Raw genomic sequence first — 22,008 nt, 5'->3', positions numbered from 1 at the left:
GATAACCTGCCAATAGATTGGCTATCGATCTATAAGTAGCACGGGGTGATGCCTCTTGGGTAGGCTGCCTGACTATGAAGACGGATGCGGTACGCGGCCACCTGGACGGACTGCTGCTGTCCGTACTGGAATCCGGCCCCCTGCACGGCTACGCGATCATCGCCGCGGTCCAGGAGCGCAGCGGCGGCGTACTCGAGCTGCGCAAGGGCACCATCTACCCCGCCCTCAATCGGCTTGAGCGGATCGGACTGCTGAGCAGTGTCTGGGAGTCGGAGGGCGAACGCCGTCGGCGCTGTTACGAACTCACCGAAGCCGGACGGCGCAGCCTGGCCACCGAACGGACCCACTGGCGGACGTTCACCGCAGCGATCGGCGCGGTGCTGGAACCCGCGCCGGCCCCCGGACACGCCACGTGAAAGCGCCCGAGATCCCTGCCGACGACCCCATCGAAGCCCACCTCGCGGATCTGACGGCCACCCTGCACGGCCCGGCCCGACTCAAGACCCAGATGGTGGACGAGCTGCGCGAAGGCCTCCTGGACACCGCGCGGGAACTGTCTCCCGATGCCGAACCTGACCACGACACCGCCCGCCAGGTCATCCGCCAGTTCGGCACCGTGGCCGAACTCGCACCCAGCTTCCAGCACGAACTGACCATCACCCAGGCCCGTCACACCGCGCGCACTGTCATGCTTGTCATCCCGTGCCTGCTGGTGTGCTGGTACCTGGTCGAGCTCTCCACCCGCGCGGCGGGCCACCGGCTGCCGGACCCGCTCCAGGTGGTCCTCGCCCACCTCGGCGGCCTCGCAGCGCTCACCGCGCTGCTGGCGGCCGTGTCCCTCTCCGTCACCGGCACCCTGGCCCGCCGACTGCCCCTCCCACAACAACTGCCGCTTGTGGTCGCCTGGACGGGAACCACCGCGGCAGTCGCCCTCGGACTGAGCGCGCTGATCCTCATCTCCGCCGCAGTACTCGCCATCAACTGGCCGCTGGCCGCGGCCGCCTGCCTGATCACCATCGCCTTCCATGCGCGCATCGCCGCCTCCGCACGTGCGTGCCGCCACTGCGCCCGCCCGCCTGTCACCGCCCCTTGACGAACGGGGCCGCGGAGCCTGCGGCCTGAGCAGACAACAGCGAAACGGTCGTCACGTGATCATGATGACGACCGTTTCGTCGTTGCTGCGTAGCACGGCGGGCGGTGTAGTAGGCGAGCCACCGGAATACCTCCAGTCTCGTCTGGCCGATCGTCAGAACAGCGTCCTGTGCATCGTCTCTCGCTCCGGTCCCTGCTCACAGGCCCTCGGCGAGGGCCTTGATGCCCCTATGGATGTCAAGCGGCATCCCGAGCCGGTTCCGTGGAGGGGCCACCGGAGCTGCCAGTGCCGCCGCCTGCGGTTCCGGTGCTGCCGGCCTGGGCCTGCGGATTGGGCCCTCCGCCATCTCCCCTCGGCCGCCTCCGCCACCGTTGCTGCCCCGGGAGCCTTTGCCGCCCGCGCCACCCTCGGGAGGCACCTTGAGGGAGGCCGACGCCTGAATCGTGCCCGCGCCTCCCGCCCCGCCGGGCCTGCCGGGGCTGGGCCGACCGGGGCCTGCCTCGTCACAGAGCGGGACCCGGGTCGGCATCCCTGATGAAGCGGCGCCTGGCCGATCAGCCGGAAAACGGCCGCCCGACGCCCAAGGTTGGCAGGTGGAGCCCGAGGACCTGGCCGAGGCCTCGTCCTGCTTGACCGGGTTCGGCGAGCACTCCACCCACGAGCTCGACCTGGCGCCGGAGGCATACGAGCCGCACCTGGACGCCGGCTGCACCGTACTCGGCGACGATTAGGCGACTACGGGGCCAGCTGGCGCAGGACGGCCGAAGCGAGTGCCGCGTAGAGTGCGCCGACTCCGGTGAGGTCCGCGACCGTGATCGCACCGTCCGGCCGCTCGACGGGCCTGTCGAGCAGGGGACCGACGGGTGTGTCGCCAATGTCGGTCGCGAACCCGGCTCGCACGGCGTGGCCGAAGTCGCCGTGGTCCAGGCACTGCTGATGGTCGTCGGTTGCGATCAGTGCCGCACGGGCGAAGAGCGCCGGCGGTAGTTCGTTCTTGTGAGGCATGTCGGTGCCGATGCCGGTGACGTGCGCGGACGTCACCGGCCCGCAGGACCGGAACCGCGGCCGGTGTGGTGGTGACGACCATGTCGGCTGCGGCCGCCTCGTCGGCCGAGGCGGGCCGGGCATGAAGCCCGACGGCGTCGAACTCCTCACACAGGGACCTGGTCTTGTCCCGGCTGCGGCCATGGACGAGCACCGTGTCGATGGGGCGGAGCCGGGCCAGCCATTCGGCCTGGAGGCGGGCCTGTTGTCCGGTGCCGAACACGGCCAGAGTGGCGGCGTCGGGGCGGGCCATGGCGTGGGTTGTCAGGGCGCCGGCGGCGGCGGTGCGCCAGGCGGTGAGCAGGCCCTGGTCGTCGAGGATCGCGCGGGTCTGGCCGGTGCGGGCGCTGATGACGCAGACCAGGCCGTGGTTCGTGGGCAGGCCGGCGGTGGGGTTGCGGTAGAAGCCGGTGGCGATCTTCACGGTGAAGTCGGGCGTGTCGGTGACCCAGCCGGCCTTGACATGACAGTCGCCGTTGGTGTGAGGGAAGTGCAGGTGCAGCGGTGGCGGCACGGTGGTGCGGCCGTGGGCATGGGCGATCAGCGCGTCGCGGACGGCGGTGAAGACCAACTCCGGGGTGGTGGCGCGCTTGATCGCGGTGGTGTCGAAGACGAGTGGGGTCACCGGTTCGCCCGCAGCCACTGGGCGAAGGCGGCCAGGCCCTCTTCGGGGTTGGCGCGGCCGACGCCGATGCGGAAACGGTCGGCGGGGGTGGGAGTGAGCTCGGAGCGGTAGATGCCGGCGGGCAGCAGCAGGACGCCGGCTTCCTCGACCAGCCGGGTGCAGAACTCCTCCACTCCGTCCGGGCCGAGGTAACGGGGGTAGGCGACACAGCCGCCGTCCGGCGCCCGCCACTCGAAGAGCTCGGCGAATTCGGCGAAGAAGGCGTCGAAGAGCGGCAGGTTGCGGGCGATGAGTGTCCGGTTGCGGTCCAGGATCGCGGCGCGGGCCTTGAGCGCGATGCGGGCCAGGAACTCGCTGGGGGCGGAGTTGCAGATCGTGGTGTAATGCTTGGCCCGCTCCAGGCGGGACAGCAGCTCCCGGTCGCGGCAGGTGATCCAGCCGATCCGCAGGCCTGGCAGGCCGAGCGACTTGGAGGTGACGTTCAGCGACAGGGCGCGGTCGGACAGGTCGGCGGCCTGCGGCAGGGTGCGGGCCGCGTCGCGTTCCAGGCCGCGGTAGACCTCGTCACTGAACAGGCGGATGCCGCGCTCGTCGCACAGCCGTGCCAGCTCGGCGAAGTCGGCTGCGCCGATGACCTTGCCGGTGGGGTTGTTCGGGAAGTTCACCGAGACGACCCGGGTGTTCGGGCGGATCGCCGCCCTCACCGCATCGAGGTCCAGGGCCCAGTCCCGGTCGGGGTCCAGGGCGACGCCGGTGACGTCGCACAGGGCGAGCGGAACGGTCTCGGCCGCCTGGTAGTTCGGGGTCACCACCACGGCGTGGTCGCCCGCGCCCAGCAGGACGTTCATCGCCAGGTAGAGGGCCTCCTCGGCGCCGGCGAAGCAGATCACGTCGGCCGCGTCCGCCCGCTCGTACATCCCGGCGATCGCCTCGCGCAGGGACGGGTCGCCGTAGGTCTCGGTGTAGCCCAGCGAAAGGTTCTCGAACGCGGCACGGTCCTGGTCATCGGCCAGGGCGAGCAGCTCGCCAAGGGTCATGGTCTGCACGTCGGAGGCGGTCAGGTGGTGACGCACGGTGAACTCCCACCGGGAGAAGTAGGTTTCCAGGCGGAAGTCGGGAAGCCGGGTCATGGTGTGTTGTCCTTCGTGCTGGATGCTCGGAGTTCGGCCAGCAAGCCGTAGAGAGTGGATCGGGAGACCCGCAGGGCCGCGGCGACGACGGGAGTGGCGCGGCGCACGGCGAAAACCTTGGCCCCGTCCAGGCGGGCGAGGACGGCCAGGCGGTCGGAGCGGGTCAGCCGCTCGATGGGGCGGCCGCACTCGCGCACGTACGCGCCGACGATGTGCTGGACGCGCTCGTTCCAGTCCTGCTCGAACAGAGGCTCCGGCCGGGGCGTCGGCGGGGCACCGAACGCGGACAGCACGGCTGCGGCCTGCTCCAGTGGCGTGCGGTCGAGGTTGACGCACAGCACCACAGCGGCCTTCCCGTCCGGCTCGCGCAGGACGGCGCTGACCGATGACAGCCGTCGGCCGTCTGCAAGCAGCTTCTCGTACGGTCCGAACACGTCCCGCGCCGACGGGTCCAGCCTGTCCAGCTCGCCCAGCAGCGAGGGGTCCCCTGGGCTGCGGGAGCCCATCGGATTCCAGATCGCCAGGATCCGGTCCGTGTCCGGGTCGTGCAGGACCACCTCGGCATACGGGCCGAGCAACAGCGCGACGGCCTGGCCCACGGGCGCCCACATCCGGATCCGATGGTCTGTGCTTTCTTCGGCAGTCTCCACATTCTGGACCATACGTCCAGATTGGACTATGCGTCCAGAACTACTCGGAGCCACTCGATGCCTTTCCCGCTCTGTCTGCTTGCCACGGCGGTCTTCGTCATGGGCACCCCGGAATTCATGCTCGCCGGCCCCTGCCGGACGTCGCCCCGAACCCCGACGTCACAGTCGGGACAGCAGGCATGCTCACCACGGCCTTCGCGATCGGAATGATCGTCGGTGCCCCGGTCATGGCCGGGCTTGTCCGCAACTGGCCGGGACGGTCCAGCCTGCTGGGATTCCTCCTCGTGTTCTTGGCAGCCCATGCCATGGGCGCTGCCACCTCAAGCTTCCCCGTCCAGCTCGCACCCCGGGTGGTCGCAGCGCTCGCGAACGCCGGATTCCTGGCCGTGGCTCTGACCACTGCCGCCACGTTGGTCTCGCCCGACAAGAAGGGTCGCGCCCTCGCTGTGCTGTTGGCGGGCACCACGGTGGCCACGATCACCGGTGTCCCAGGAGGATCAGTAGTCGGCACACTGCTCGGCTGGCGGGCCGCTTTCTGGGCACGCCCGCGCCGTCGCCACCGATGTCCGGTGTCACACCGATCTCCTGGACGACGGCACCGGCCCCGCTCCCCGGCCGAGATCATCCTTGCCGAAGCGCAACGTCGCCCGAGTACACCTCACCGAGGGACACTGCACTGTGTCGAGAACAGGGCCCGCCTCGTCCGCGCGCTCCACGAAGGCGACGACCGTGTCCGGGCCGCCCGAACCACCTGTGTCGAGCTGCCCGGCGGGCAGTGGTGCTGCCGCGTGCGTTCAGCAGCTTCGGCAGGCGTGCCGGGAAACCGGCAGATCCTGGCCATCGGATTGTCCTGTGCCATCGCATGCTGAGTGTGTGCCATCGAAGTCCGAGCGGATTCCGAGGTGCCGGAAGCAGGCACGTTGCCGGAACAGCAAATATAATTGCCTGCTTCAGTGCGGGAGTTGCAGTCTGATCCCGGTCAAGGCAATCGAATCCGGAAGGCTTCACAATGACTACCCATGAAGGCGCCGGGCCCGCACCGGACTCTGGTGACCGCACGCCGATCAACAACCGCGTCCACCACGTGGCATCCGGCGAACTGGACGGTTACGCCGCTATCAGCGGAGGCACTGTCGGCTCGAAGAAGCTCTGGATGGGCCTGGTGGAGAACCCGCCGCTGAGCTCGACGGACAACCACCATCACGGCGATTCGGAGGCTGGAATCTACGTGGTCAGCGGTCACCCCGTATTCGTCTGCCACGACGGCACACAGGAGGTGCGGCTCGCAGCCAACCCCGGTGATTTCTTCCTCGTCCCCCCGTTCGTTCCTCACCGCGAGGAGAACCCCGACCCGAATGAGCCCGCAGTGGTCGTGATCGCCCGTACCACCCAGGAGCCGATCAAGGTCTCCGTACCCGAGCTGTATCAGCTCAAGGAGACGCACACACGGTCGAGCCGGTCGACGTCGTAGGGGGCCCTGACCCCGGATCGGCCGCCCTGGCCCTGTTCGGAACCTGGACGCCGTTTCACCGGACTCGCCCGCGTAGGCACCACCCCCGATTCCCGGAACCAGTCGACGCCCGCGAATACGGGATCACAAGCAAAACCTGGAAACGGACTCGCATGAAGAAGCCTGTCAGCGGCACATCTGTGAAGTGGAACGGCCCGGTTCGGCGGGCCGCACTCTGATGAGGTGACTCAGGGGCACTGTGCCCCGACTGAGGACCCGAAACCCTACGGACCACCAACAAGGTCGAGCTCTGACCGGTACATGACCTGGCCGGCCTTCATCACTAGCCTCAGATGCTTGTTCGGTCGGGCGAGTACGGTGACATTCTCCAGCGGATCGCCTTCGACCATCAGAATGTCGGCATAGGCGCCGGGCGTGATTTCGCCGATGAGGCCTTCCAAACCGACGAGTCGTGCGGCCACGCACGTGGCGGAACGAATGATGTCAATGGGGGGTTGGACTTCGGCACGGATCGTGAATTCCTCGGCCTGGTGCACGTGCATGCCGCCGAGCAGGTCTGTGCCGAAGACGATCTCGACGCCCCCGCGGTGGGCCAACTCCAGGGCCCGCAAGCCGTGTTCCAGTACGTGGGAGACCTTGCGATGACTGTCGGCCGGCAGGCCGTGCCGTGGTCCTTCGGCGGCCAGTGTCCGGTAGGTGACCAGGGTCGGCACGTAGAAGGCCTTGTGCTGATTGAACAGCTCGATGCTGGTCTCGTCGAGCGGGTTGCCGTGCTCGATGCTGCGCACGCCGAGTCGCAGTGCGCGGTTGATGGCGCGTGCGGTGTAGGCATGGCCCGCGACATACCGGTTGGCTGCCTCCGCTTCCTCGACTGCGGCCCGGATCTCGTCGAGCGACAGTTGGGTGGAGTCCACCCTGTCGGTCGGGGACGCGACCTCACCGGACAACATGAGCTTGGTGTGGTGCGCACCGGTACGCAGCTGATCGCGGACGGTCTTTCGGATCTGGTCCACACCGTCGCACACCACGCCGACGGCCGGGCAGTGGGGGTGCTCGTCGGCCACGGTCCGGCCGCGGTGGCGCATTTCGGCGTGCCCACCGGTCTGAGAGATTGCCTTCCCCCCGAACAGCAGGCGCGGGCCGGGCAGGTACCCTTCGCCGACCGCCTCGGCCAGGCCGCAGTCGGCGCCGCCCATGTCCCGCACGGTGGTGAAGCCACGCCGCACCATGCTCCGCAGGATGTGGCCCGCCCTGGCGGCCACGTAGGCCGGCGACCACTCCGCCTGTGCGGAGAGGTCTGCGGTGCACGCAGTCACATGGACGTGGGCGTCGGTGAGTCCGGGAAGGACCGTGCGCCCTCCTGCGTCTACGGCGGTACTCTCGGCAAGCGCCTTCACCTCGCTGCCGCCGACCTCGGCGATCACATCGTCGGTGATGAGGATGCTCGCCCCTTCGGCGTATGTGCCGGCGTGGACATCGAGGACTCTGGCATTCCTGATCAAGGTGCTGGTCTGTCCGGTTCTGCTGGTCACAACGGCTCCTCTGTGTGGTGGCTCGTTGTCGGGCCGTCTTCCGGGGCGGTGAGCGCCGGGGCGACCATGGACCGTCATGGCGCCGTCGGGCCCAGCGGGCTCGTCCGCATGCCCGGTCGCAGGTGCCGCCACGGCAGGTCGGCCGGGTTCGCGGGAATCGGCCCCGGCGCCCCTGCTACGAGGACGGCTTCGGCGTTGGGCTCGAAGTCGGCGCGGAAGTGGACCGAGCTCTTGACCACGATGATCCGTTCCCGTTCCGGGCGGATTCCGAGCATGCGGAGCTGACTTCGGTCGATGAGCTGCACCTTCCGGCTCGTCACTCCCACTCGTACGTCGTCGATGCGCAAGCAGGCGCTCGGGCCGGAGTCGATCTCGGTGCCGTGCATCATCGGACCTTCGAAACGGCACCGGCCGTCGGAGAGGTGCTCGACGACGAATATCCCCTCGAACGGCTCGGCGCCGGGGATGCCGGGGTGCCCGCCCCGGCCAACCGGAAAGCACCTCGGACCGCTGTGGCCTGGGCCGATGTCGCGTGTCCTGCCCGGCTCCCGCACCGGAGCCGTCCCTGAGCCGAGCCCGGGGCCGACGCCCCATGCCCACCACGGTCTCGGTCGCTTCGGGCAGCCAGGCCGTCACTCGCGCCCCACCCCCCGATCCCGCCGGGTCTGGCGGATGGCGGGTTCCTCATACTTTCTAATCGAATACGATCGAATGCTATACGATCGGTTTGAGATCGAGCAGAATGTTGATGGAGGAGGATCATGACCAACCCACAGCGCCCGGACACGACTCCGCGCGGACCGGGGGCCGTGCCGCAGGCTCACGGCCCCGTGCAGGGGGATGCCATGAGCGGACGCAATGTATCCGTGGTCATCGTCGGCGCGGGATTCTCAGGGCTCGGTACGGCCATTCGGCTGCTGCGGGAGGGCCACCGGGATGTGCTGATACTGGAGCGGGCCGACGAGGTCGGCGGCGCATGGCGGGACAACACCTATCCCGGGTGCGCCTGCGACGTTCCCTCGCGCTTGTACTCGTTCTCCTTCGCGCCCAATCCCGCGTGGAGCCGGCGCTTCGCTCCGCGCGAGGAGATCGGGCAGTACCTCAGGCGCTGCGTCGACGAGTACGACCTGACGCCGAATCTGCGGCTCGGCTGCGAACTGCAACGCGCTACCTGGGATTCCGAGCGGCAACGCTGGGACCTGCGGACCAGCACGGGTCCGCTCACCGCCGGGCTGCTGGTACTGGCCCAAGGCCCGCTGTCGGAACCGGCCGTTCCTTCGCTGCCCGGGCTCGACAGCTTCACCGGCGAGGCGTTCCATTCCGCCAGGTGGAGGCATGACCTGGATCTGAGCACCAAGCGGGTGGGAGTGATCGGGACCGGCGCGAGCGCCATTCAGTTCGTCCCTCACCTGCAGCGCACGGCCCGGCAGGTGACGGTCTTTCAGCGCACTCCGCCCTGGATCGCGCCGAGGCGCGACCGGGTCATCCCGCAGTGGCAGCAACGTCTGTTCCGGATGGCACCTTCGGTGCAGCGACTGGCTCGCGGCTGGGAGTATCTGGCCCGGGAGGCGACGCTGCCCGCTCTGCTCGGCAACCGCACCATGTCCGCACTCGGCCAACGCGAGGCGCTTGGCCATCTGCACCGTCAGGTCGCGGACCCGGGAATGAGGGCCAAGCTGACCCCGGACTATGAACTGGGCTGCAAGCGGGTCCTGCTGTCCGACGACTACTACCCGGCTTTGGGCCAGCCCAACGTCGACGTGGTCACTGATCCGATCACGAGCATCGGGCACGATGCGGTGCTCACCGCGCCCACCGCCGCGGCGCGGGACGGAGATGCCATCGCCGAGCACCCGGTGGACGTGCTGATCTACGGAACCGGATTCCGCGTCACTGACGCGACGTACGCGCAGCAGGTCATCGGCGCCGACGGACGGTCCCTGAGCGAGGTCTGGGAAGGCAGCCCGCAGGCCCACCTCGGCACCACGGTCGCAGGATTCCCCAATCTCTTCCTGATGGCAGGTCCCAACACCGGCGTGGGGCACACCAGCCTCATCTACATGATCGAGTCGCAGATCGACTACCTGCTCAGCTGTCTGCGGCTGATGCGCAGCCGGGGCCTGACCGCCGTGGAAGTGCGTGCCGAGGCCCAGTACGCCTTCAACGCGGAGCTGCAGAGCCGGATGGAACCCACCGTCTGGGCCGCCGGCGGCTGCGTCGGCTGGTACCAGGACCGCACCGGTCGTATCACGTCCATCTGGCCCGAACCGACATGGCGATTCCGTCGTCGCACGCGAGCCTTCGACCCGCGGCAGTACGTGCTGACGGCGGAGGGCGCCGCCCCACCGCGTCCGCAGCCGTCAGGCCGGGCCGCACGGAACTCTGAAGGGTGAGTCCAGGATCGTGATGCGTCCTCGTGCCCACAGCGGCCGGAGGGTCCCGCTCAGGGAGTTGATCGTCCCCACCGCGCTGAGTCGTACTCCGGCCACCCGCCTCTTCGCTGCCGAAGCGCTGAGCGCAGTCCTGTTCTCGGTGCCCATGCTGCTGTTCACCACGCCCGGTCGCCCCAGAGTGCCCGACTGGTTCCAGTTACTGGGGCTCGGCCTCCTGCTCACGATGATCGGCGCCACCGTGCACACGTGGCGGCGGACCATCGCCGACGAGCTGATATCCGCCGGGCGAACGGGCCCGGCGGCCGGGGGAGCCTGCGGGCGTCTGCGTGAACAGCTCGTCGCGGAGCGCCGGTTGCGCCGGCTGCTGATCCTCTATCCAGCCGTGCTGGTGCTGCTGCTGCCAGTCCCCGATACCTGGGTGAACTTCTGGTTCTGGTCCACGCTGCTGGCGGCCGTAGCCGGGCTGATCTCGCTCGGCCTGCTGCTGCGCACGCCCGGCCGTCGCGGGCGTACATGATCGACTCCGGCGGCCAGGGGTGCGGGACATACCGGCGGTGTACGCGCCGGGTGGCAGAATTTTGCTAAAATGGCAACCTTCTTTGCTGGCCTGCTGATCGGCGGTACACACTCGGGGTGGAGGTGATCGCCATGAGCGGTACGACGAACAATGTGAAGAGCGGCACTTTTGACGATGGTGCGTACGACGTGGTGGTTGTGGGCGCGGGTGCGGCTGGTCTGAGTGCGGCCCTGGTCCTGGCCAGGGCCCGTCGCCGGGTCGCAGTGGTGGATGCGGGCGGGCCGCGCAACGCTCCCGCCGCGCATATGCACGGCTTCCTGTCCCGGGACGGGATGCCTGCGGCCGACCTGCTGGCGGTGGGGCGGGCCGAGGTCGCCGGTTACGGGGTGGACCTGTTCGAGAGCCGTGTGGATGAGATCGACCCCGGCTTCTTCGTCCGGCTGGACGGTGGTGCGGTTCTCGGTGCCCGCCGGGTGGTGGTGGCCACCGGACTGCGGGACGAGCTTCCCACGATCCCCGGCGTGCGGGAACGATGGGGCAAGGATCTGCTGTTCTGCCCCTACTGCCACGCGTACGAGGTACGCGACCGGCCGATCGGGGTGCTGGGCACCCACCCCGGCGCGGTGCGGCACGCGCTGCTGTTGCGGCAGTGGTCGCACGACGTCGTTTTCTTCGCGCACACCCTGGACCTCGGTGCGGAGGAGCGCGAGCAGTTGGCCGCCCGCGGCATCGTCGTCGCCGAAGGGACCGTCAAGCGTCTGGTGACGGACGGCGACCGGTTGCGCGGTGTCGAGCTGGTCGCGGGGCATGTCGTCCCCCGCTGCGCGGTTTTCGTCTTCCCGCACATGGTGCCAAGCGACGCCCTGCTCGCCGGCCTGGGGTGCGAGCGGGACCCCAGCGGCTGGGTGACCACCGACACTGCGGGCCGGACCAGCGTGTTCGGGGTGTGGGCGGTCGGCAACGTGTCCGATGCGAAGGCGCTCGTGATCACCGCTGCGGGGCAGGGGGCGGCGGCCGCGTTCGCCCTCAACCATGACCTGGTCGCGGAAGACGTCGAGCGTGCTGTGAAGGATGGCAGCTCTTCGTCCCGGGAGCCGCAGCACTTGCCGCGGCCGGTCCCACGAACCGCCTCGTCCGGCTGACCCCTGGTTGTTTCGCCGGCCGGCTCCGGGCGGATGCGGTTCCCGGCCGGCCGGGAACCGTACACATACACGAGCACACCAACAAGGGGGAGTTCACCATGGCGGCAAAGTCCGCAGGCTCCGTGGACAGTGTCACCGAGCAGACGTTTCCCGCCCGCGTGCTGCAGGCGAAGCAGCCCGTCCTGGTCCAGTTCTGGGCCGAGTGGTGCGGGCCGTGCATCAGGGTCACTCCCATCGTCGAGCAGGTCGCCGCCGAGCACGCGGGTGTCCTGGACGTCGTCAAGGTCAATGTCGATGAGGATCCCGGGCTGGCGGGCCGGCACGGCATCTCCTCGATCCCCGCTTTCGTCGTCTACGCCGACGGCACTCCTGTGAAGGCGTGGACGGGTGCCGCCCCGAAGCTCCTCCTGGAACGGAACCTCGCCCCCTTCCTTCGCTGAGCCCCGGCGTGCACCACCTGCTCGGCGCGGTGGCGCCCGGGCCGAGCAGGTAGTGCACGCCGTCCGTGCTGCTGGAACTGGAGGATTCATGAACGCACATCACGATCAGGACATCGAGTGGGACGTGCTGGGGGCGCACCGGGAACGTGAGGCAGGCCTGCACGCTCCCGCCCTCGCACAGACGATGAACTGGCTGCGGGATCTGCTGCGGACCAACGGTGGCGGATGCACGCCCGTCCACCGGGTGCTGGACATCAGCAGCGGGCCGGGGGTGGTCACGTGTCTGTTGGCACACACTTTTCCGGACGCCGAGGTTGTCGCTGTCGACCAGTCGCCCGGCGTCCTGGAGAGGGTCCGCTCGCGCGCGGTGGCGCAAGGAATAGGAAGCCGGGTCGTCACTCGACTGAGGAAGTCCCCGGGTGAGTTCGGACCGCCGGATTCCGCGGATCTGATCTGGATCCCAAACGGTTTCCACCGCATGGGGGACCAGGAAGCGGCATTGCGCTCCGTGGCCGGCTGCCTGCGGCCCGGCGGGCTCGTTGCCGTCGCGGGAAGCGGGCTGCCCCCGCGATTTCTGCCCCGTGACATCGGCATGGGGCGTCCAGGGCTGCAAGCCCGCCTGGACGCCGCCGCCGAGGAAGCCTTCGGCGACATGCGCGACCAACTGCCCGGATCGGTCAGGACGGTGGAGGACTGGCCGGCCATGCTCGCCCGGGCCGGGCTCATCCCCAGCGGGACACGCAGCTTCTTCACCGACCTCCCGTCACCGCTCGGAATGTCGGCGCGCGAGCATCTGCAGATGCACCTGAGTCGACTGCACGATCAGATCGGTGACCGGCTGGAGCCGGAGGACCGCACGACCCTGGAGTGTCTGATGGACAGCGCCGCATGCACCGGCATCCTCGGCCGTCCTGACGCCTTCTACCTCACGGCCACCACTGTCCACACAGCCCGCTCCTGCCGCAGCTTCTAGCGGCTGTCCCGCCAGGGACTACGGAACAGCCCTTGAGGCAGTGTCCGTGAACCGACGTACCGGTGGACAGATGCACGGCGGAACAGCGCCTTGTTCACGGCAGCGTCATGGCCTGCCGGGGACTGCATACGGCCCATGCGGGCCACTCGCCCAGGCGGTTGACCGTGACGGTCACCCGCCCACGCGAGTGGCCGGCGCCGCCCACCAGCAGCCCGCCGCGGTGGGCCCCGGTCGCGTGCTTCGTCAGGATTCCTACAAGCAGGATGGATCGGATGGCGAACAACGGCCAACAGCCGGTGCGCCCGCGGAAGAGGGCAACCTCTGGTACACCGCGCCCCTGCGGTCGAGCAGCTCAAAGTCATTCCCTACGACGAGGAATGGCCCGGCCTGTACACGGCTCTCACGTCCCGCGTCACCCATCCGGTGCCCAGCTCCGTGCTCATCCGTCGCAGCGCTGCTCCGCGGACCTGGTCCCCCTGACAGCGTCGTCGTAAAGGCGGAACAGACGGACGTGCTGCTCCGCCGCTGTGCCGGACTGCCCCACCCGCTCCAGGAGCTGCCAGCACCGTGCGACGAGCCGACGTGCCTCGGTTCCCGGCCAGGGCCGGGGGAGCAGTTCGAGCGGCAGAAGAGGGTCGGGCTCCATCGCATGGCTGAATTCGGCGGCCAGTTCGACCGCGATGGTCAGCTGCTGGAGCGAGGAGGGGGCGGTCTCGTCCTGGAGTCGGCGCAGCCGCGGCTCGGCCACGGAAGCGAGTTGCCGATAGCGATCGGCGATCTCGTCCTGCGGCCACAGGCTGCGGGCAAGCGCGGCCGGATCACGTACATCGCCCTGGCGCAGGTCGTCGGTGGTGAGGAGGGTGAGGCGGCCGTGGATGCCGAGCCGGCGAGCCTCGTCCTCGACATAGGGTTCCCATGCGTTGGCGCTGACGTAGAGGCCGCCCTGGACGGGCGCGCCACCGAGCCGGGTGAGAACGGTGCGCAGTGTGTCGCGCGCCGTGCGGGTGTCTTCGGGTACAGCGAAGGCGACCAGGTGCCAGACGCCGTCCCAAGGGGCGAGGCCCGTGTCCTGCCGGAAAGCGTGCGCGACGAACTCGACGTCCGGCCCCAGGGCCTGCACGGTAGCGCCGGTCGCCCGGAGCAGTGCTTTGCGCCCCCTGCCTTCCTGGACGAAGCGCCCCTCTGCTACGAGCCGCTTGATGCACAGACGTACCTGCTGGTCGGTCATGCCGAGCAGGTCGGCAGTGGCGTAGAGCTCGCCGGCGTCGACCGTGTGGTCGGTACGGATCAGAGCCTCGACCAGCATGCGGGTGGGGACCCGGACGGGCGCTGTCGGCGTGTGGAGCGAGTCGGTCATGAAGTGGCGGGCCTTTCTGGTACGTCCAAGGGTGCGGCGTATCGTGGTGCCGAGCCGCACCTCTGCAGGCCGCGCGGCCAAGAAGTGCGCTCGGTGTACACGGGACGGTATCCGGGCCGCTCGTACAGTGTCCTGGCGCGGCGATTCCTCGCCGACGTCCAGGCCGCTATCCCGGCACGAGGGCGATCCGAGCGTCGCGGGGGAGCGCCACCTCTTCACGCCGTCGCACCTGTCGGAGGCGGGTAGAGGCACCCGGGGTACCGGGGTCGAGGCGGGTCACGCCCCGCGGTGCCGTGGAAACTGCCTCCTCGCTTGAACCGGGGGTGGTTCGGGACCTATGGCCTGTCCCAGAACGAGCCGAGCATGACGGCGACCTCGTCGACGCGCTCGATCTGCGGCATGTGGCCGGTCCGGGAGAACAGGTGGGTGCGTGCCCGGGGGAGAGCGGTCGCGGCGTTCACGAGGTGGGTGGCCGGCAGGATCCTGTCGTGGGTGCCCCAGACGACGAGCGTGGGGATGTCGAGCGCGGAGACCTCGGTGAGCAGCCCTTCACGCCAGCCGCGGCGTACGCCGCGCCACGAACCGAGGGCATGGGACTGGCGCCGGAACGTCCGTGCCGCCCCTTCGCGAAGGGAGAGCGCGAGTGCCAGGGCGACTCGTTCAGGTGTGGCGAAGGCCGGGTCGTAGAAGATGGAGCGCTCCGACAGCAGCGCGCTGTCCGCATGGGGACGCAGAAGCAGCCGCCAGAGCAGCGGAAGGCCGAGGATGCGCAGGGTCCAGGTGACGTCGCGGCCGAACCCTGCGCTGTTGAGCAGTGCCAATGACGCCACCCGCGTGGGGGCATCAGCGGCGAGGCGCATCGCGACGGCTCCGCCAAGCGAATTGCCCACCACATGGGCGCCGGAGGGAACCCCGAGCACGTCCAAGGCCCCTTCGACATGCCGGGCCAGTGCCGCGAGGCTGCAGTCGGGCAGGGCCTGGGACTGCCCGAAGCCCGCGAGGTCGATGGCGATCACCCGGTACCCGCTCAGAGCGGCCCGCAGCGGCTCCCAGTCCTCCAGGCTGCGGCCCAGTCCGTGCAGCAGGATCACGGGCGGGCCGGCGCCCGTCGCCGCGTAACGGACGCGAAGCCCCCCGACCTCGACGAATTCCGCTGTATGCACGCCGACTCCTGGATCCAGTGATTTCACCGGTATCTCCTCGTTTCAGCGGCTCGGGGTGACGGTGGTGATCACGCAGTTGCCGGGGTGGTCGTTGCTGGAGGTGTGGGGCAGGTGGTGGGACAGGTCGAGGAAGAACCGCTCGGGTTCGATGACGGCCTCGGGAGGGTGTACGCCGGGCCGGCCGCCGGTGCCGTCGAGAAGCTGGGCGAGCCCCAGGGCCAGCGGGATTCCGGTCGCCTCTGCCATGTCGTCGATCAGCGTGGTCATGCCGGACGTCTCGGCGAGGCGGGACAGGACGGTGACCGGCCTGCCGTTGCGGGTACCCGTGGCTGCGGCGAAGAACGGCGGCAGCGACCGGGGGCCCTTGAGGCCCATGGCGCCTGCCACGGCTCGCAGGCCGCGGGAAACCGAGGGTTTGGCCAGGTCGACGGCGGCGGTTTCGTTGGTGAGTTTGCCGGCGTCGATGTCCCGGCGCAGAACGTCCAGGTAGGCCAGTGTGCCCGGGGTGATGACCATGAGGTTGGCGGCCTCGCCGGTCGGGCGGAAGCTGCGGTGGAGGGTGACCGGCTCGGGATGGCCGACGGTGTACGCCGTTCCGGAGTGCTCGGGGGAGAGGGTCAGCGTGACCGGACGGAGCGGCCGTCGGTGCACGAGCTGTCCGTCGCTGACGACGGCCACCTTCCCGCTGATCTGTTCCATCCAGTGCACGGCGGCGGCACTGGGCCGCCCGTCGGGGTCGAGCAGCTGCTCGTCGTCCTGGTCGTTGCCAGACACGTCGACGGGCCATGCGGTGTACAGGTCCTGGACGTGGTCCAGCTGCTGGATGGCGCGTGCGGCCAGCAGGTTGCTGACCCCGGGGCTGGCGCCCATGCCCACCACCGCGCAGATCCCGGCGGACCGTGCTTCCTCGTCCAGATCGAGCATCCGCAGGGTCGGCTCCCAGTCGTCGCAGATGTCCAGATAGTGCGTGCCCGTCGAGATTGCGGCACGCAGCACGGTCAGGCCGAAGCGGTAGTACGGGCCGACGGTGTTGAGCACGACGTCGGCGTCGGCCATTGCGGCGCGGAGGGCGGAGCCATCGGTCACGTCCACCTGTAGGGCCCGCATGGGCGCACCACCGGCACCGGCGAGGTGGCGTACCAGCCTCTGGGCCGCTTCAAGGCGTTTGTCGGCCACCACGATCTCGGTCACCTCGGGCAGCCTGGCCGCCACCCGCACCGCCACCGCCCCCATCGCACCGGGTCCGCCTAGTGCCAGGATCTTCATTCGCTCTTCCTCTCTAGTTCGATACGATCGAAAGCTATACGATCGGTTTTGAATCGAGCAAGTGTTGTCGAAGGAGGACCATGAACGACCCGCAGTTCCCGGACACAACTCCGCACGGGCCGGAGATCGACGACTGCCCGCCCGTGGATGCCTGCGTAGGTGTGCTGGCCGATGCCTTTGCCCGTGAGTCGGCGACCTCCTGGATCTGCGGCAGTTCGTCCGCCACCAGGGAGAACTGGTTCGACGCGACCCTGCGCGCCGATGCCACCATTCCCGGATCGCGCCGCTACACCCTGACCGGGGACGGCGGCCGCCCCATCGCGGCGGCCGTCCTCACCCCGCCCGCAGCTCGGCTCTCACCTGCCGCTCAGGCGCAGTGGGCGGCCCGTACGCTCGCGCGTTGCGGACCCCGGTCCGTGCAGCGGACCCTGCGCTACCTCGACCTCACCGAAGCCGGTGCGCCCGAGAGTGCCTGGACGCTGGAGTTCATCGGGGTGGTTCCCGGCGCTGCGGGCCGCGGGGCGGGGCGGCGTCTCCTCGACCGTCTGCTGGCCGACACACCAGCCAAGGCCGGGATCTACCTCACCACCGCGGACCCCGGAAATGTGGCGCTCTACCAGCACTTCGGGTTCGTCACCCAGAGGCGCCTGTCCGTCGGACCACTGAATGTCGCGACCATGTTGAGAAGGCGTACGAGCAGTCCGTAGCCGCGGGCGGCCCGAGTACGCATGCCATGCAGCAACTCGATGACGATTCCCGTTACTTGGATCCGCAGGACCACCAAGACCGGATCGAACTGCTTCACCGACTCCGAGTTGATCCCGGACACCAACCCGCTCGGGCCGCTGCGACAGTGCTGAGGAGCGCTACACCGCCGAGCTGCCGATCGTCGCCATCGAATACGGCAGCCCCGGCACGTACCGGCCCGCTGTCCCACCCACTCCCGTTATGAGGTATATCCGTGCAGGTTCCGACCATGATGCGCAGACGAGTGCCGGCCCTGGCCGCCTTCCTGTTGCTGATCCTCACCGGTATCGCGGCCATGCTGCCGCTGCGTACCTCCGAGCCCCGGCCGGCCTCCGCCCCCACTGGTGACTTCTCGGCGGCCCGTGCGGTCGCGCAGCTCGACGGAATCGCGAAGGTCCCGCACCCGGCGGGTTCGGCCGCGCAGGCGGACGTACGGGAGTACCTCGTCGGTGAGCTGCGAAAGCTGGGTCTGAGGCCCGAGGTCCAGACCCGGGTCGCCCCCTCCGACGCAGACAGCCCGGCCATCGTCGGTTCCGTCTCCAACGTCCACGCCACGCTCCCCGGCAAGAAGCCCACCGGCCGGGTCCTCCTCGTCGCCCACTACGACTCCGTGCCGATCGCCCCGGGCGTCGGCGACGACGGCTCCAACGTCGCCGCGATCCTCGAAATCGCCCGCGTCCTCAAGACCGGAGCCCAGCTCCGCAACGACGTCGAGATCCTTTTCACCGACGGCGAGGAGCACGGGTTGCTCGGCGCGCGAGGTTTCGTCGACGCGGAGGCCAGTACGTACCGGGCCGCTGCTCCCCGGCAGACCGTCGTGGTGAACATGGAGGGCCGGGGCACGTCCGGGCCCGTCATGATGTTCCAGATGGCGGGCACCGGTCTCACCTCCGCCGTGAAGGCTTCCGGTGCGGTCACCACGTCGTTCTCCGCCGCGATCTACGACCAGCTGCCCAACGACACCGACCTGACGGTCTTCGACGAGGCCGCCATGCGCGGTCTCAATTTCGCTTTCATGGACGGCTCCGCGCACTACCACACCGGTCACGACAGCATCTCCCGGCTCGATGCCGCGAGTGTGCAGGACATGGGGGACGCGGCGCTCCGAGCGGTCCGCCATCTCGGCGGCACGGACCTCTCGCAGAGCGGTTCGGACGCCACGTACTTCTCCCTGTTCGGCACAATCGTTTCCTACCCGGCATGGCTGGCCCTGCCGCTCGCCTCGACGGCCCTCCTGGGAGTGCCGCTGCTGCTGTGGTTCGGCCGGAGCCGGGGTCTGACCCCCGGCGGGGCCGGACGGGCCGCCCTGGGCTTCCCTCTCACACTGATCGGTGCGGCGGTCATCGGCCTGGCCGGGTGGTCGGCGCTGAGCCTGGCCCGGCCGGACTTCGCGCTCAGTGAGGGCAGCGTCCACCACCTTGGCCGGTACGCGTGGGGCGGAGCGTTGCTGCTCCTGGTGCTGCTCGTCGCCTGGTACCGCTGGGCCCGCCGCAACGCTTCGCCGCTGGACATGGTGGTGGGTGTGCTCGGCTGTTTCGCGATGCTCGCCGTGGTCTGCGCGGTGGCCCTGCCCGAGGGCGCCTACCTCTTCACCTGGCCGGCGCTGATCGGAGTGGCAGTCGTCGCGGTGACGCTGCGGTGCACACGGGCGGACTCCCCGTGGCGTGCGGTGGCCGGAGCGGTGACGGCCGTACCGGTCGTGGCTCTCGTCCTACCGGTCGTACTTCTGCTGCTGCCCGCCCTGGGGCTGTCGCTCATCGCCGCCCCGCTTGTCCTCGCGGCACTGCTCGCAGCGGTACTGCTGAGCCTCCTGGAGCCGCTTCCTCCACGTCGTGCGCTTACCGCCGGGATGCTCGCGGTGACGGTGGCAGGTGTGGGCACGATGGTCGTGGGCACAGCCCTCGACGGCTACAACGCCGAGGAACCCCGGCCGGTCAGCCTCGGCTACGTCCTGGAGTCCGACACGGGCAAGGCCACCTGGGTCAGCGACGGCGATTCATCCCAGCCCACCGTCGGCAAGCTCCTCACCGGCGAGCCGACTCGCTTCGAAGACCGCGTCCCCGCGCTGGACGATGCCGTGCTCGCGAACGGGGCGGCCAAGGCCGCCCCCCTGGACACACCGCGTACCGCGAACCTCTCAAGCACCGAGGCCGACGGCGTACGTACGGGCCGGGTCCGTATCCAGGGGCCCGCAGACGCCCACACCATCGCCGTACACGCCGACACCCGCGCCCACCGGATCCTCGACGCCACTGTCGAGGGTGCGAAGCTCACCGGCGGACCGAAGCGACCGGGGGGCGGCTGGGGCTGGAGTTTCGACTACGCCGCCCCGCCCGCCGACGGCCTCGACGTCGTCGTCCGCATCCGCGGCAAGGGCCCCCTGCCGATCCGCGTAGTGTCCACTGCGGCCGGCCTGCCGAGCGGAGTCGGTGCGCCCACTCTGGCCGCGGACCAGAGCTGGGCGAGCTGGCCGTCGGTCGCCGGGCAGACCTTCGTCGTACGGACCTTCCGGATCTGACCACGCCGCACGAAAGGCCCACCACGGAGGTCCATCCGCTCTCGCGGGCATCGCGACAGTCCGGTTCCGGGGCGCGGTGGACTCTCAGGATCCGGGAGACCCGGGGCAGTACGTCAAGGTTCCTGGCGCTGACGCGTGAGCGGGAAGCACGCTCTCAAGTTCATGGATCAGGACCCGAACGGCACACGGAGAAGGTCCGGGTCATCACCGAGAAGGCGGAAGAGCTTGCCGCCTTCCTCGGCGCCAGGGAGCAGGAGCAGGGCAAGGCTCGGTCTCATGAGCCCATCGTGAGGCCGAGCCCTTGAAGGCGACGACTTCAGGGGGCCGGGTCCGTGGCGCCGAGGCCTCCCGGCAGACCATCTCCACCAGCGACAACAACAAGGTCATCGTTGGCATGGCCGAATGGCGGAACTGGCTGCTACTTGCGGTGCGGTGGCGTCACCACAGCGTCCGCCGGTCTGAGCACCCGGACCCCGGTAGCCGACATCCGCGAGGATCTCCACCACGGGTCGGGGCTGATGGTGAGCCCGCGCCCGGCGAGCAGGGGTTGTACCTCGCCGATGGCCAGGGTGACAGTCGAGCGGCCGACGCCGAACCAGCAGGCCGGAAAATCATGCGTGACGGCATGGCGAAGGTGCACGAGCGTGGCCGGGAGACGGCCGACGAAGACCGGTCGGTGCTTCGCGCCGACGCTCACAACACCCTGCCACGGCTGGGGAAGGGTGTTGAAGAACCATGAATGCGCGAGTTGCCGTCTGGCTCAGACTGCGGATTCCGTGGACACGACGTCCCACTTGCCGAACAAGGACAGTCCGGCCGACTTGGCCAGCACTGAAGAAGCGGTGTTGTCGAGTTGGCACCGGTACTGGGGCTCGTACCCTTGCCCGGCGGCATGGCGGCAGATGGCTCGAACAACGCGGCGGGCGTGCCCTTGCCCTCGGTGAGACGGCAGGGTCAGCACGCCGAGGTCCGCGACGGTCGAGTCGTCCCAGGGGTACATACTCGCGGCGCAGACGAGACGACCGTCAACGAAGGCTCCGAACACGGCCCAGTGGCCCAATTCCACGTACGCATCGTCCATGTCCTGTTCGGATGACGAGGCCCGGAAAGCGGCGAAAACCTCCTCGTCCTGCGCGGTCAGCTGCCGAATGCCGTCGCCTGTCGCTTCCCGCAGTAGTTGGTTCTTGTCCTTGTCCAGGTAGGCGAAGAGGTAGTCGGCCCCGTGCAGCGTGATCCCGGCTTGCGCGAGTTTCCGGCGGAACAGCATTTCGCTCAGATTCTCCGTCGGCTTGAGACCGCCCGCCGTGGCCATCGCGGGTGTCAGTGCGACAGAGACTTTCCCGTCGGGAGTCTCCAGCACCATGAGACGACTGTCCTCGCTCAGGTCGGGGTTGACGGTGACGACGAACGCGTCGTCATGGTGGAGGGCTTCTCCGTGAGCGAAGGGGGAGAGCCAAAGGTCGGTGAATACGGTGGAGAACATGCCGGTGCTTTCTGCTCGAGGCGGTCGAGAGGCGTTGATCACACTCGGGTCGAGGTTGCGTCGAAGCGGGTCAGCGAAGCCGACGAAAAGTATCAACCATGCGCGATCGTATGTGAATCATGAGATTTGTGTCTCTGGGTTTAGACCGTGTCCTACATGGTCAGTTTGAGGAGCCGTTTGTAGCAGCAGAGAGCGGCTGCGAGTCCGAGAAAGGCCAGGTAGTTGCCTGGTTTGCGCTCGTAGCGGTGGTTGAGGCGGTGGTATCCGGTCAGCCAGGACATGGTGCGTTCGATGACCCATCTGCGGCGGCCTCCCCCCAGTCGAGGCCGCCGTCGATGATGAGATCCCCGTCGACGATCACATGGGCCGGCCAGTGCGGCGGCTTGCGTTCGGAGTCCAGGTCGCCCCGGATGCGCAGATCTCCGCCGTAGAGGCGGACCGGCGGTCCGGACCCCCCGTCGTGC

Annotated in this window: 22 protein-coding genes and 3 pseudogenes; 12 read left to right on the top strand and 13 right to left on the bottom strand. The window is 69.0% G+C overall.

Annotated features, from left to right (window positions below):
- Window positions 1–74 precede the first annotated feature (74 nt).
- The 3 genes from ABZ622_RS38485 to ABZ622_RS38475 all read left to right on the top strand — a co-directional run bounded on the left by ABZ622_RS38485 (window position 75) and on the right by ABZ622_RS38475 (window position 1,824).
- A complete protein-coding gene (locus ABZ622_RS38485; protein ID WP_360551463.1) occupies window positions 75–416 on the top strand; it encodes a PadR family transcriptional regulator in 342 nt (113 codons plus the stop codon).
- Window positions 413–1,093 carry a hypothetical protein gene (locus ABZ622_RS38480; protein ID WP_360551461.1) on the top strand — a complete coding sequence of 227 codons (681 nt, stop codon included), beginning with the start codon at window positions 413–415 and terminating at the stop codon, window positions 1,091–1,093. Before ABZ622_RS38485 ends, ABZ622_RS38480 begins: the two co-directional genes overlap by 4 nt.
- 593 nt (window positions 1,094–1,686) lie before the next feature.
- Window positions 1,687–1,824 (top strand): hypothetical protein, encoded by a 138-nt coding sequence (locus ABZ622_RS38475; protein WP_360551459.1) that lies wholly within the window; start codon window positions 1,687–1,689, stop codon window positions 1,822–1,824.
- 4 nt (window positions 1,825–1,828) lie between these two features.
- Here the strand turns inward: ABZ622_RS38475 and ABZ622_RS38470 are convergent, their stop codons facing one another.
- From ABZ622_RS38470 to ABZ622_RS38455, 4 genes and pseudogenes are all read right to left on the bottom strand, one after another.
- Window positions 1,829–2,134 (bottom strand): hypothetical protein, encoded by a 306-nt coding sequence (locus ABZ622_RS38470; protein WP_360551485.1) that lies wholly within the window; start codon window positions 2,132–2,134, stop codon window positions 1,829–1,831.
- Window positions 2,135–2,162: 28 nt separating this feature from the next.
- Window positions 2,163–2,762, bottom strand: a pseudogene (locus ABZ622_RS38465) (ornithine cyclodeaminase family protein); the annotation flags it as partial.
- Window positions 2,759–3,892 carry a pyridoxal phosphate-dependent aminotransferase gene (locus ABZ622_RS38460; RefSeq protein ID WP_360551457.1) on the bottom strand — a complete coding sequence of 378 codons (1,134 nt, stop codon included), beginning with the start codon at window positions 3,890–3,892 and terminating at the stop codon, window positions 2,759–2,761. The pseudogene ABZ622_RS38465 and the gene ABZ622_RS38460, both read right to left, overlap by 4 nt.
- Window positions 3,889–4,542: a PAS domain-containing protein gene (locus tag ABZ622_RS38455; RefSeq protein ID WP_360551455.1), complete on the bottom strand. Its 654-nt coding sequence runs from the start codon at window positions 4,540–4,542 to the stop codon at window positions 3,889–3,891. The genes ABZ622_RS38460 and ABZ622_RS38455 overlap by 4 nt, the downstream gene beginning before the upstream one ends.
- Before the next feature lie 57 nt (window positions 4,543–4,599).
- On the opposite strand from ABZ622_RS38455, the pseudogene ABZ622_RS38450 reads away from it, so the two are divergent.
- Together ABZ622_RS38450 and ABZ622_RS38445 are read left to right on the top strand one after the other, a co-directional pair.
- A pseudogene (locus ABZ622_RS38450) lies at window positions 4,600–5,084 on the top strand (MFS transporter); the annotation flags it as partial.
- 467 nt (window positions 5,085–5,551) lie between these two features.
- On the top strand, window positions 5,552–6,013 hold the full coding sequence (locus tag ABZ622_RS38445) for a cupin domain-containing protein (RefSeq protein ID WP_360551453.1): 462 nt from the start codon (window positions 5,552–5,554) through the stop codon (window positions 6,011–6,013).
- Window positions 6,014–6,276: 263 nt separating this feature from the next.
- Here ABZ622_RS38445 and ABZ622_RS38440 read toward each other — a convergent pair whose 3' ends face one another.
- A complete protein-coding gene (locus ABZ622_RS38440; RefSeq protein WP_360551451.1) occupies window positions 6,277–7,545 on the bottom strand; it encodes an amidohydrolase family protein in 1,269 nt (422 codons plus the stop codon).
- Window positions 7,546–7,619: 74 nt separating this feature from the next.
- Window positions 7,620–8,099 (bottom strand): MlrC C-terminal domain-containing protein, encoded by a 480-nt coding sequence (locus ABZ622_RS38435; protein WP_360551449.1) that lies wholly within the window; start codon window positions 8,097–8,099, stop codon window positions 7,620–7,622.
- 291 nt (window positions 8,100–8,390) lie between these two features.
- Between ABZ622_RS38435 and ABZ622_RS38430 the strand changes: the two genes are divergently transcribed.
- The 5 genes from ABZ622_RS38430 (at window position 8,391) to ABZ622_RS38410 (ending at window position 13,010) form a co-directional block, all read left to right on the top strand.
- A complete protein-coding gene (locus ABZ622_RS38430; protein ID WP_360551447.1) occupies window positions 8,391–9,938 on the top strand; it encodes an NAD(P)/FAD-dependent oxidoreductase in 1,548 nt (515 codons plus the stop codon).
- A gap of 13 nt (window positions 9,939–9,951) precedes the next feature.
- Window positions 9,952–10,455 (top strand): hypothetical protein, encoded by a 504-nt coding sequence (locus ABZ622_RS38425; protein WP_360551445.1) that lies wholly within the window; start codon window positions 9,952–9,954, stop codon window positions 10,453–10,455.
- A gap of 131 nt (window positions 10,456–10,586) precedes the next feature.
- The gene (locus tag ABZ622_RS38420) at window positions 10,587–11,597 is read left to right on the top strand and encodes an NAD(P)/FAD-dependent oxidoreductase (protein WP_360551443.1); all 1,011 of its coding nucleotides are present in this window, start codon (window positions 10,587–10,589) and stop codon (window positions 11,595–11,597) included.
- Between the two features lie 98 nt (window positions 11,598–11,695).
- On the top strand, window positions 11,696–12,037 hold the full coding sequence (locus ABZ622_RS38415; RefSeq protein WP_360551441.1) for a thioredoxin domain-containing protein: 342 nt from the start codon (window positions 11,696–11,698) through the stop codon (window positions 12,035–12,037).
- An 88-nt stretch (window positions 12,038–12,125) separates the two neighbouring features.
- Entirely contained in the window at window positions 12,126–13,010 is an 885-nt protein-coding gene (locus ABZ622_RS38410) for a methyltransferase (protein ID WP_360551439.1), read from the top strand.
- 439 nt (window positions 13,011–13,449) lie between these two features.
- Here the strand turns inward: ABZ622_RS38410 and ABZ622_RS38405 are convergent, their stop codons facing one another.
- From ABZ622_RS38405 to ABZ622_RS38395, 3 genes are all read right to left on the bottom strand, one after another.
- Window positions 13,450–14,367, bottom strand: coding sequence for a PaaX family transcriptional regulator C-terminal domain-containing protein (locus tag ABZ622_RS38405; protein ID WP_360551437.1), 918 nt, complete (start codon window positions 14,365–14,367; stop codon window positions 13,450–13,452).
- Window positions 14,368–14,702: 335 nt separating this feature from the next.
- On the bottom strand, window positions 14,703–15,530 hold the full coding sequence (locus ABZ622_RS38400; RefSeq protein WP_360551435.1) for an alpha/beta fold hydrolase: 828 nt from the start codon (window positions 15,528–15,530) through the stop codon (window positions 14,703–14,705).
- Between the two features lie 42 nt (window positions 15,531–15,572).
- Window positions 15,573–16,796: a saccharopine dehydrogenase NADP-binding domain-containing protein gene (locus ABZ622_RS38395; RefSeq protein WP_360551433.1), complete on the bottom strand. Its 1,224-nt coding sequence runs from the start codon at window positions 16,794–16,796 to the stop codon at window positions 15,573–15,575.
- 80 nt (window positions 16,797–16,876) lie between these two features.
- Between ABZ622_RS38395 and ABZ622_RS38390 the strand changes: the two genes are divergently transcribed.
- Both ABZ622_RS38390 and ABZ622_RS38385 read left to right on the top strand, forming a co-directional pair.
- Window positions 16,877–17,503 carry a GNAT family N-acetyltransferase gene (locus ABZ622_RS38390; RefSeq protein WP_360551431.1) on the top strand — a complete coding sequence of 209 codons (627 nt, stop codon included), beginning with the start codon at window positions 16,877–16,879 and terminating at the stop codon, window positions 17,501–17,503.
- A 269-nt stretch (window positions 17,504–17,772) separates the two neighbouring features.
- Window positions 17,773–20,061: a M28 family peptidase gene (locus tag ABZ622_RS38385; protein ID WP_360551429.1), complete on the top strand. Its 2,289-nt coding sequence runs from the start codon at window positions 17,773–17,775 to the stop codon at window positions 20,059–20,061.
- A gap of 418 nt (window positions 20,062–20,479) precedes the next feature.
- Here ABZ622_RS38385 and ABZ622_RS38380 read toward each other — a convergent pair whose 3' ends face one another.
- The 4 genes and pseudogenes from ABZ622_RS38380 to ABZ622_RS38365 form a co-directional block, all read right to left on the bottom strand.
- Complete coding sequence (locus ABZ622_RS38380; protein ID WP_360551479.1) at window positions 20,480–20,701, bottom strand: transposase family protein; 222 nt, start codon at window positions 20,699–20,701, stop codon at window positions 20,480–20,482.
- Between the two features lie 120 nt (window positions 20,702–20,821).
- Window positions 20,822–21,640, bottom strand: coding sequence for a GNAT family N-acetyltransferase (locus tag ABZ622_RS38375; protein ID WP_360551427.1), 819 nt, complete (start codon window positions 21,638–21,640; stop codon window positions 20,822–20,824).
- A 56-nt stretch (window positions 21,641–21,696) separates the two neighbouring features.
- Window positions 21,697–21,849: pseudogene (locus ABZ622_RS38370) on the bottom strand (transposase); the annotation flags it as partial.
- Window positions 21,813–22,008, bottom strand: a 196-nt coding sequence (locus tag ABZ622_RS38365; protein WP_360551483.1) for a hypothetical protein, incomplete at its 5' end; no start/stop codon positions are given. The pseudogene ABZ622_RS38370 and the gene ABZ622_RS38365, both read right to left, overlap by 37 nt.

The organism is Streptomyces sp. NPDC007164 (assembly GCF_040634135.1).
GTDB lineage: Bacteria > Actinomycetota > Actinomycetes > Streptomycetales > Streptomycetaceae > Streptomyces > Streptomyces sanglieri.
Note: the sequence above shows the minus strand (reverse complement) of the source record. Positions and strands in the feature narration are given on the sequence as shown.

What these genes read in the sequence shown, in the direction of transcription:
- ABZ622_RS38485 (WP_360551463.1), top strand. Translation starts at nt 75, where the DNA reads ATGAAGACGGATGCGGTACGCGGCCACCTGGACGGACTGCTGCTGTCC.
- ABZ622_RS38460 (WP_360551457.1), bottom strand. Translation starts at nt 3,892, where the DNA reads ATGACCCGGCTTCCCGACTTCCGCCTGGAAACCTACTTCTCCCGGTGG.
- ABZ622_RS38445 (WP_360551453.1), top strand. Translation starts at nt 5,552, where the DNA reads ATGACTACCCATGAAGGCGCCGGGCCCGCACCGGACTCTGGTGACCGC.
- ABZ622_RS38430 (WP_360551447.1), top strand. Translation starts at nt 8,391, where the DNA reads ATGAGCGGACGCAATGTATCCGTGGTCATCGTCGGCGCGGGATTCTCA.
- ABZ622_RS38425 (WP_360551445.1), top strand. Translation starts at nt 9,952, where the DNA reads ATGCGTCCTCGTGCCCACAGCGGCCGGAGGGTCCCGCTCAGGGAGTTG.
- ABZ622_RS38420 (WP_360551443.1), top strand. Translation starts at nt 10,587, where the DNA reads ATGAGCGGTACGACGAACAATGTGAAGAGCGGCACTTTTGACGATGGT.
- ABZ622_RS38415 (WP_360551441.1), top strand. Translation starts at nt 11,696, where the DNA reads ATGGCGGCAAAGTCCGCAGGCTCCGTGGACAGTGTCACCGAGCAGACG.
- ABZ622_RS38410 (WP_360551439.1), top strand. Translation starts at nt 12,126, where the DNA reads ATGAACGCACATCACGATCAGGACATCGAGTGGGACGTGCTGGGGGCG.
- ABZ622_RS38405 (WP_360551437.1), bottom strand. Translation starts at nt 14,367, where the DNA reads ATGACCGACTCGCTCCACACGCCGACAGCGCCCGTCCGGGTCCCCACC.
- ABZ622_RS38395 (WP_360551433.1), bottom strand. Translation starts at nt 16,796, where the DNA reads ATGAAGATCCTGGCACTAGGCGGACCCGGTGCGATGGGGGCGGTGGCG.
- ABZ622_RS38390 (WP_360551431.1), top strand. Translation starts at nt 16,877, where the DNA reads ATGAACGACCCGCAGTTCCCGGACACAACTCCGCACGGGCCGGAGATC.
- ABZ622_RS38385 (WP_360551429.1), top strand. Translation starts at nt 17,773, where the DNA reads ATGATGCGCAGACGAGTGCCGGCCCTGGCCGCCTTCCTGTTGCTGATC.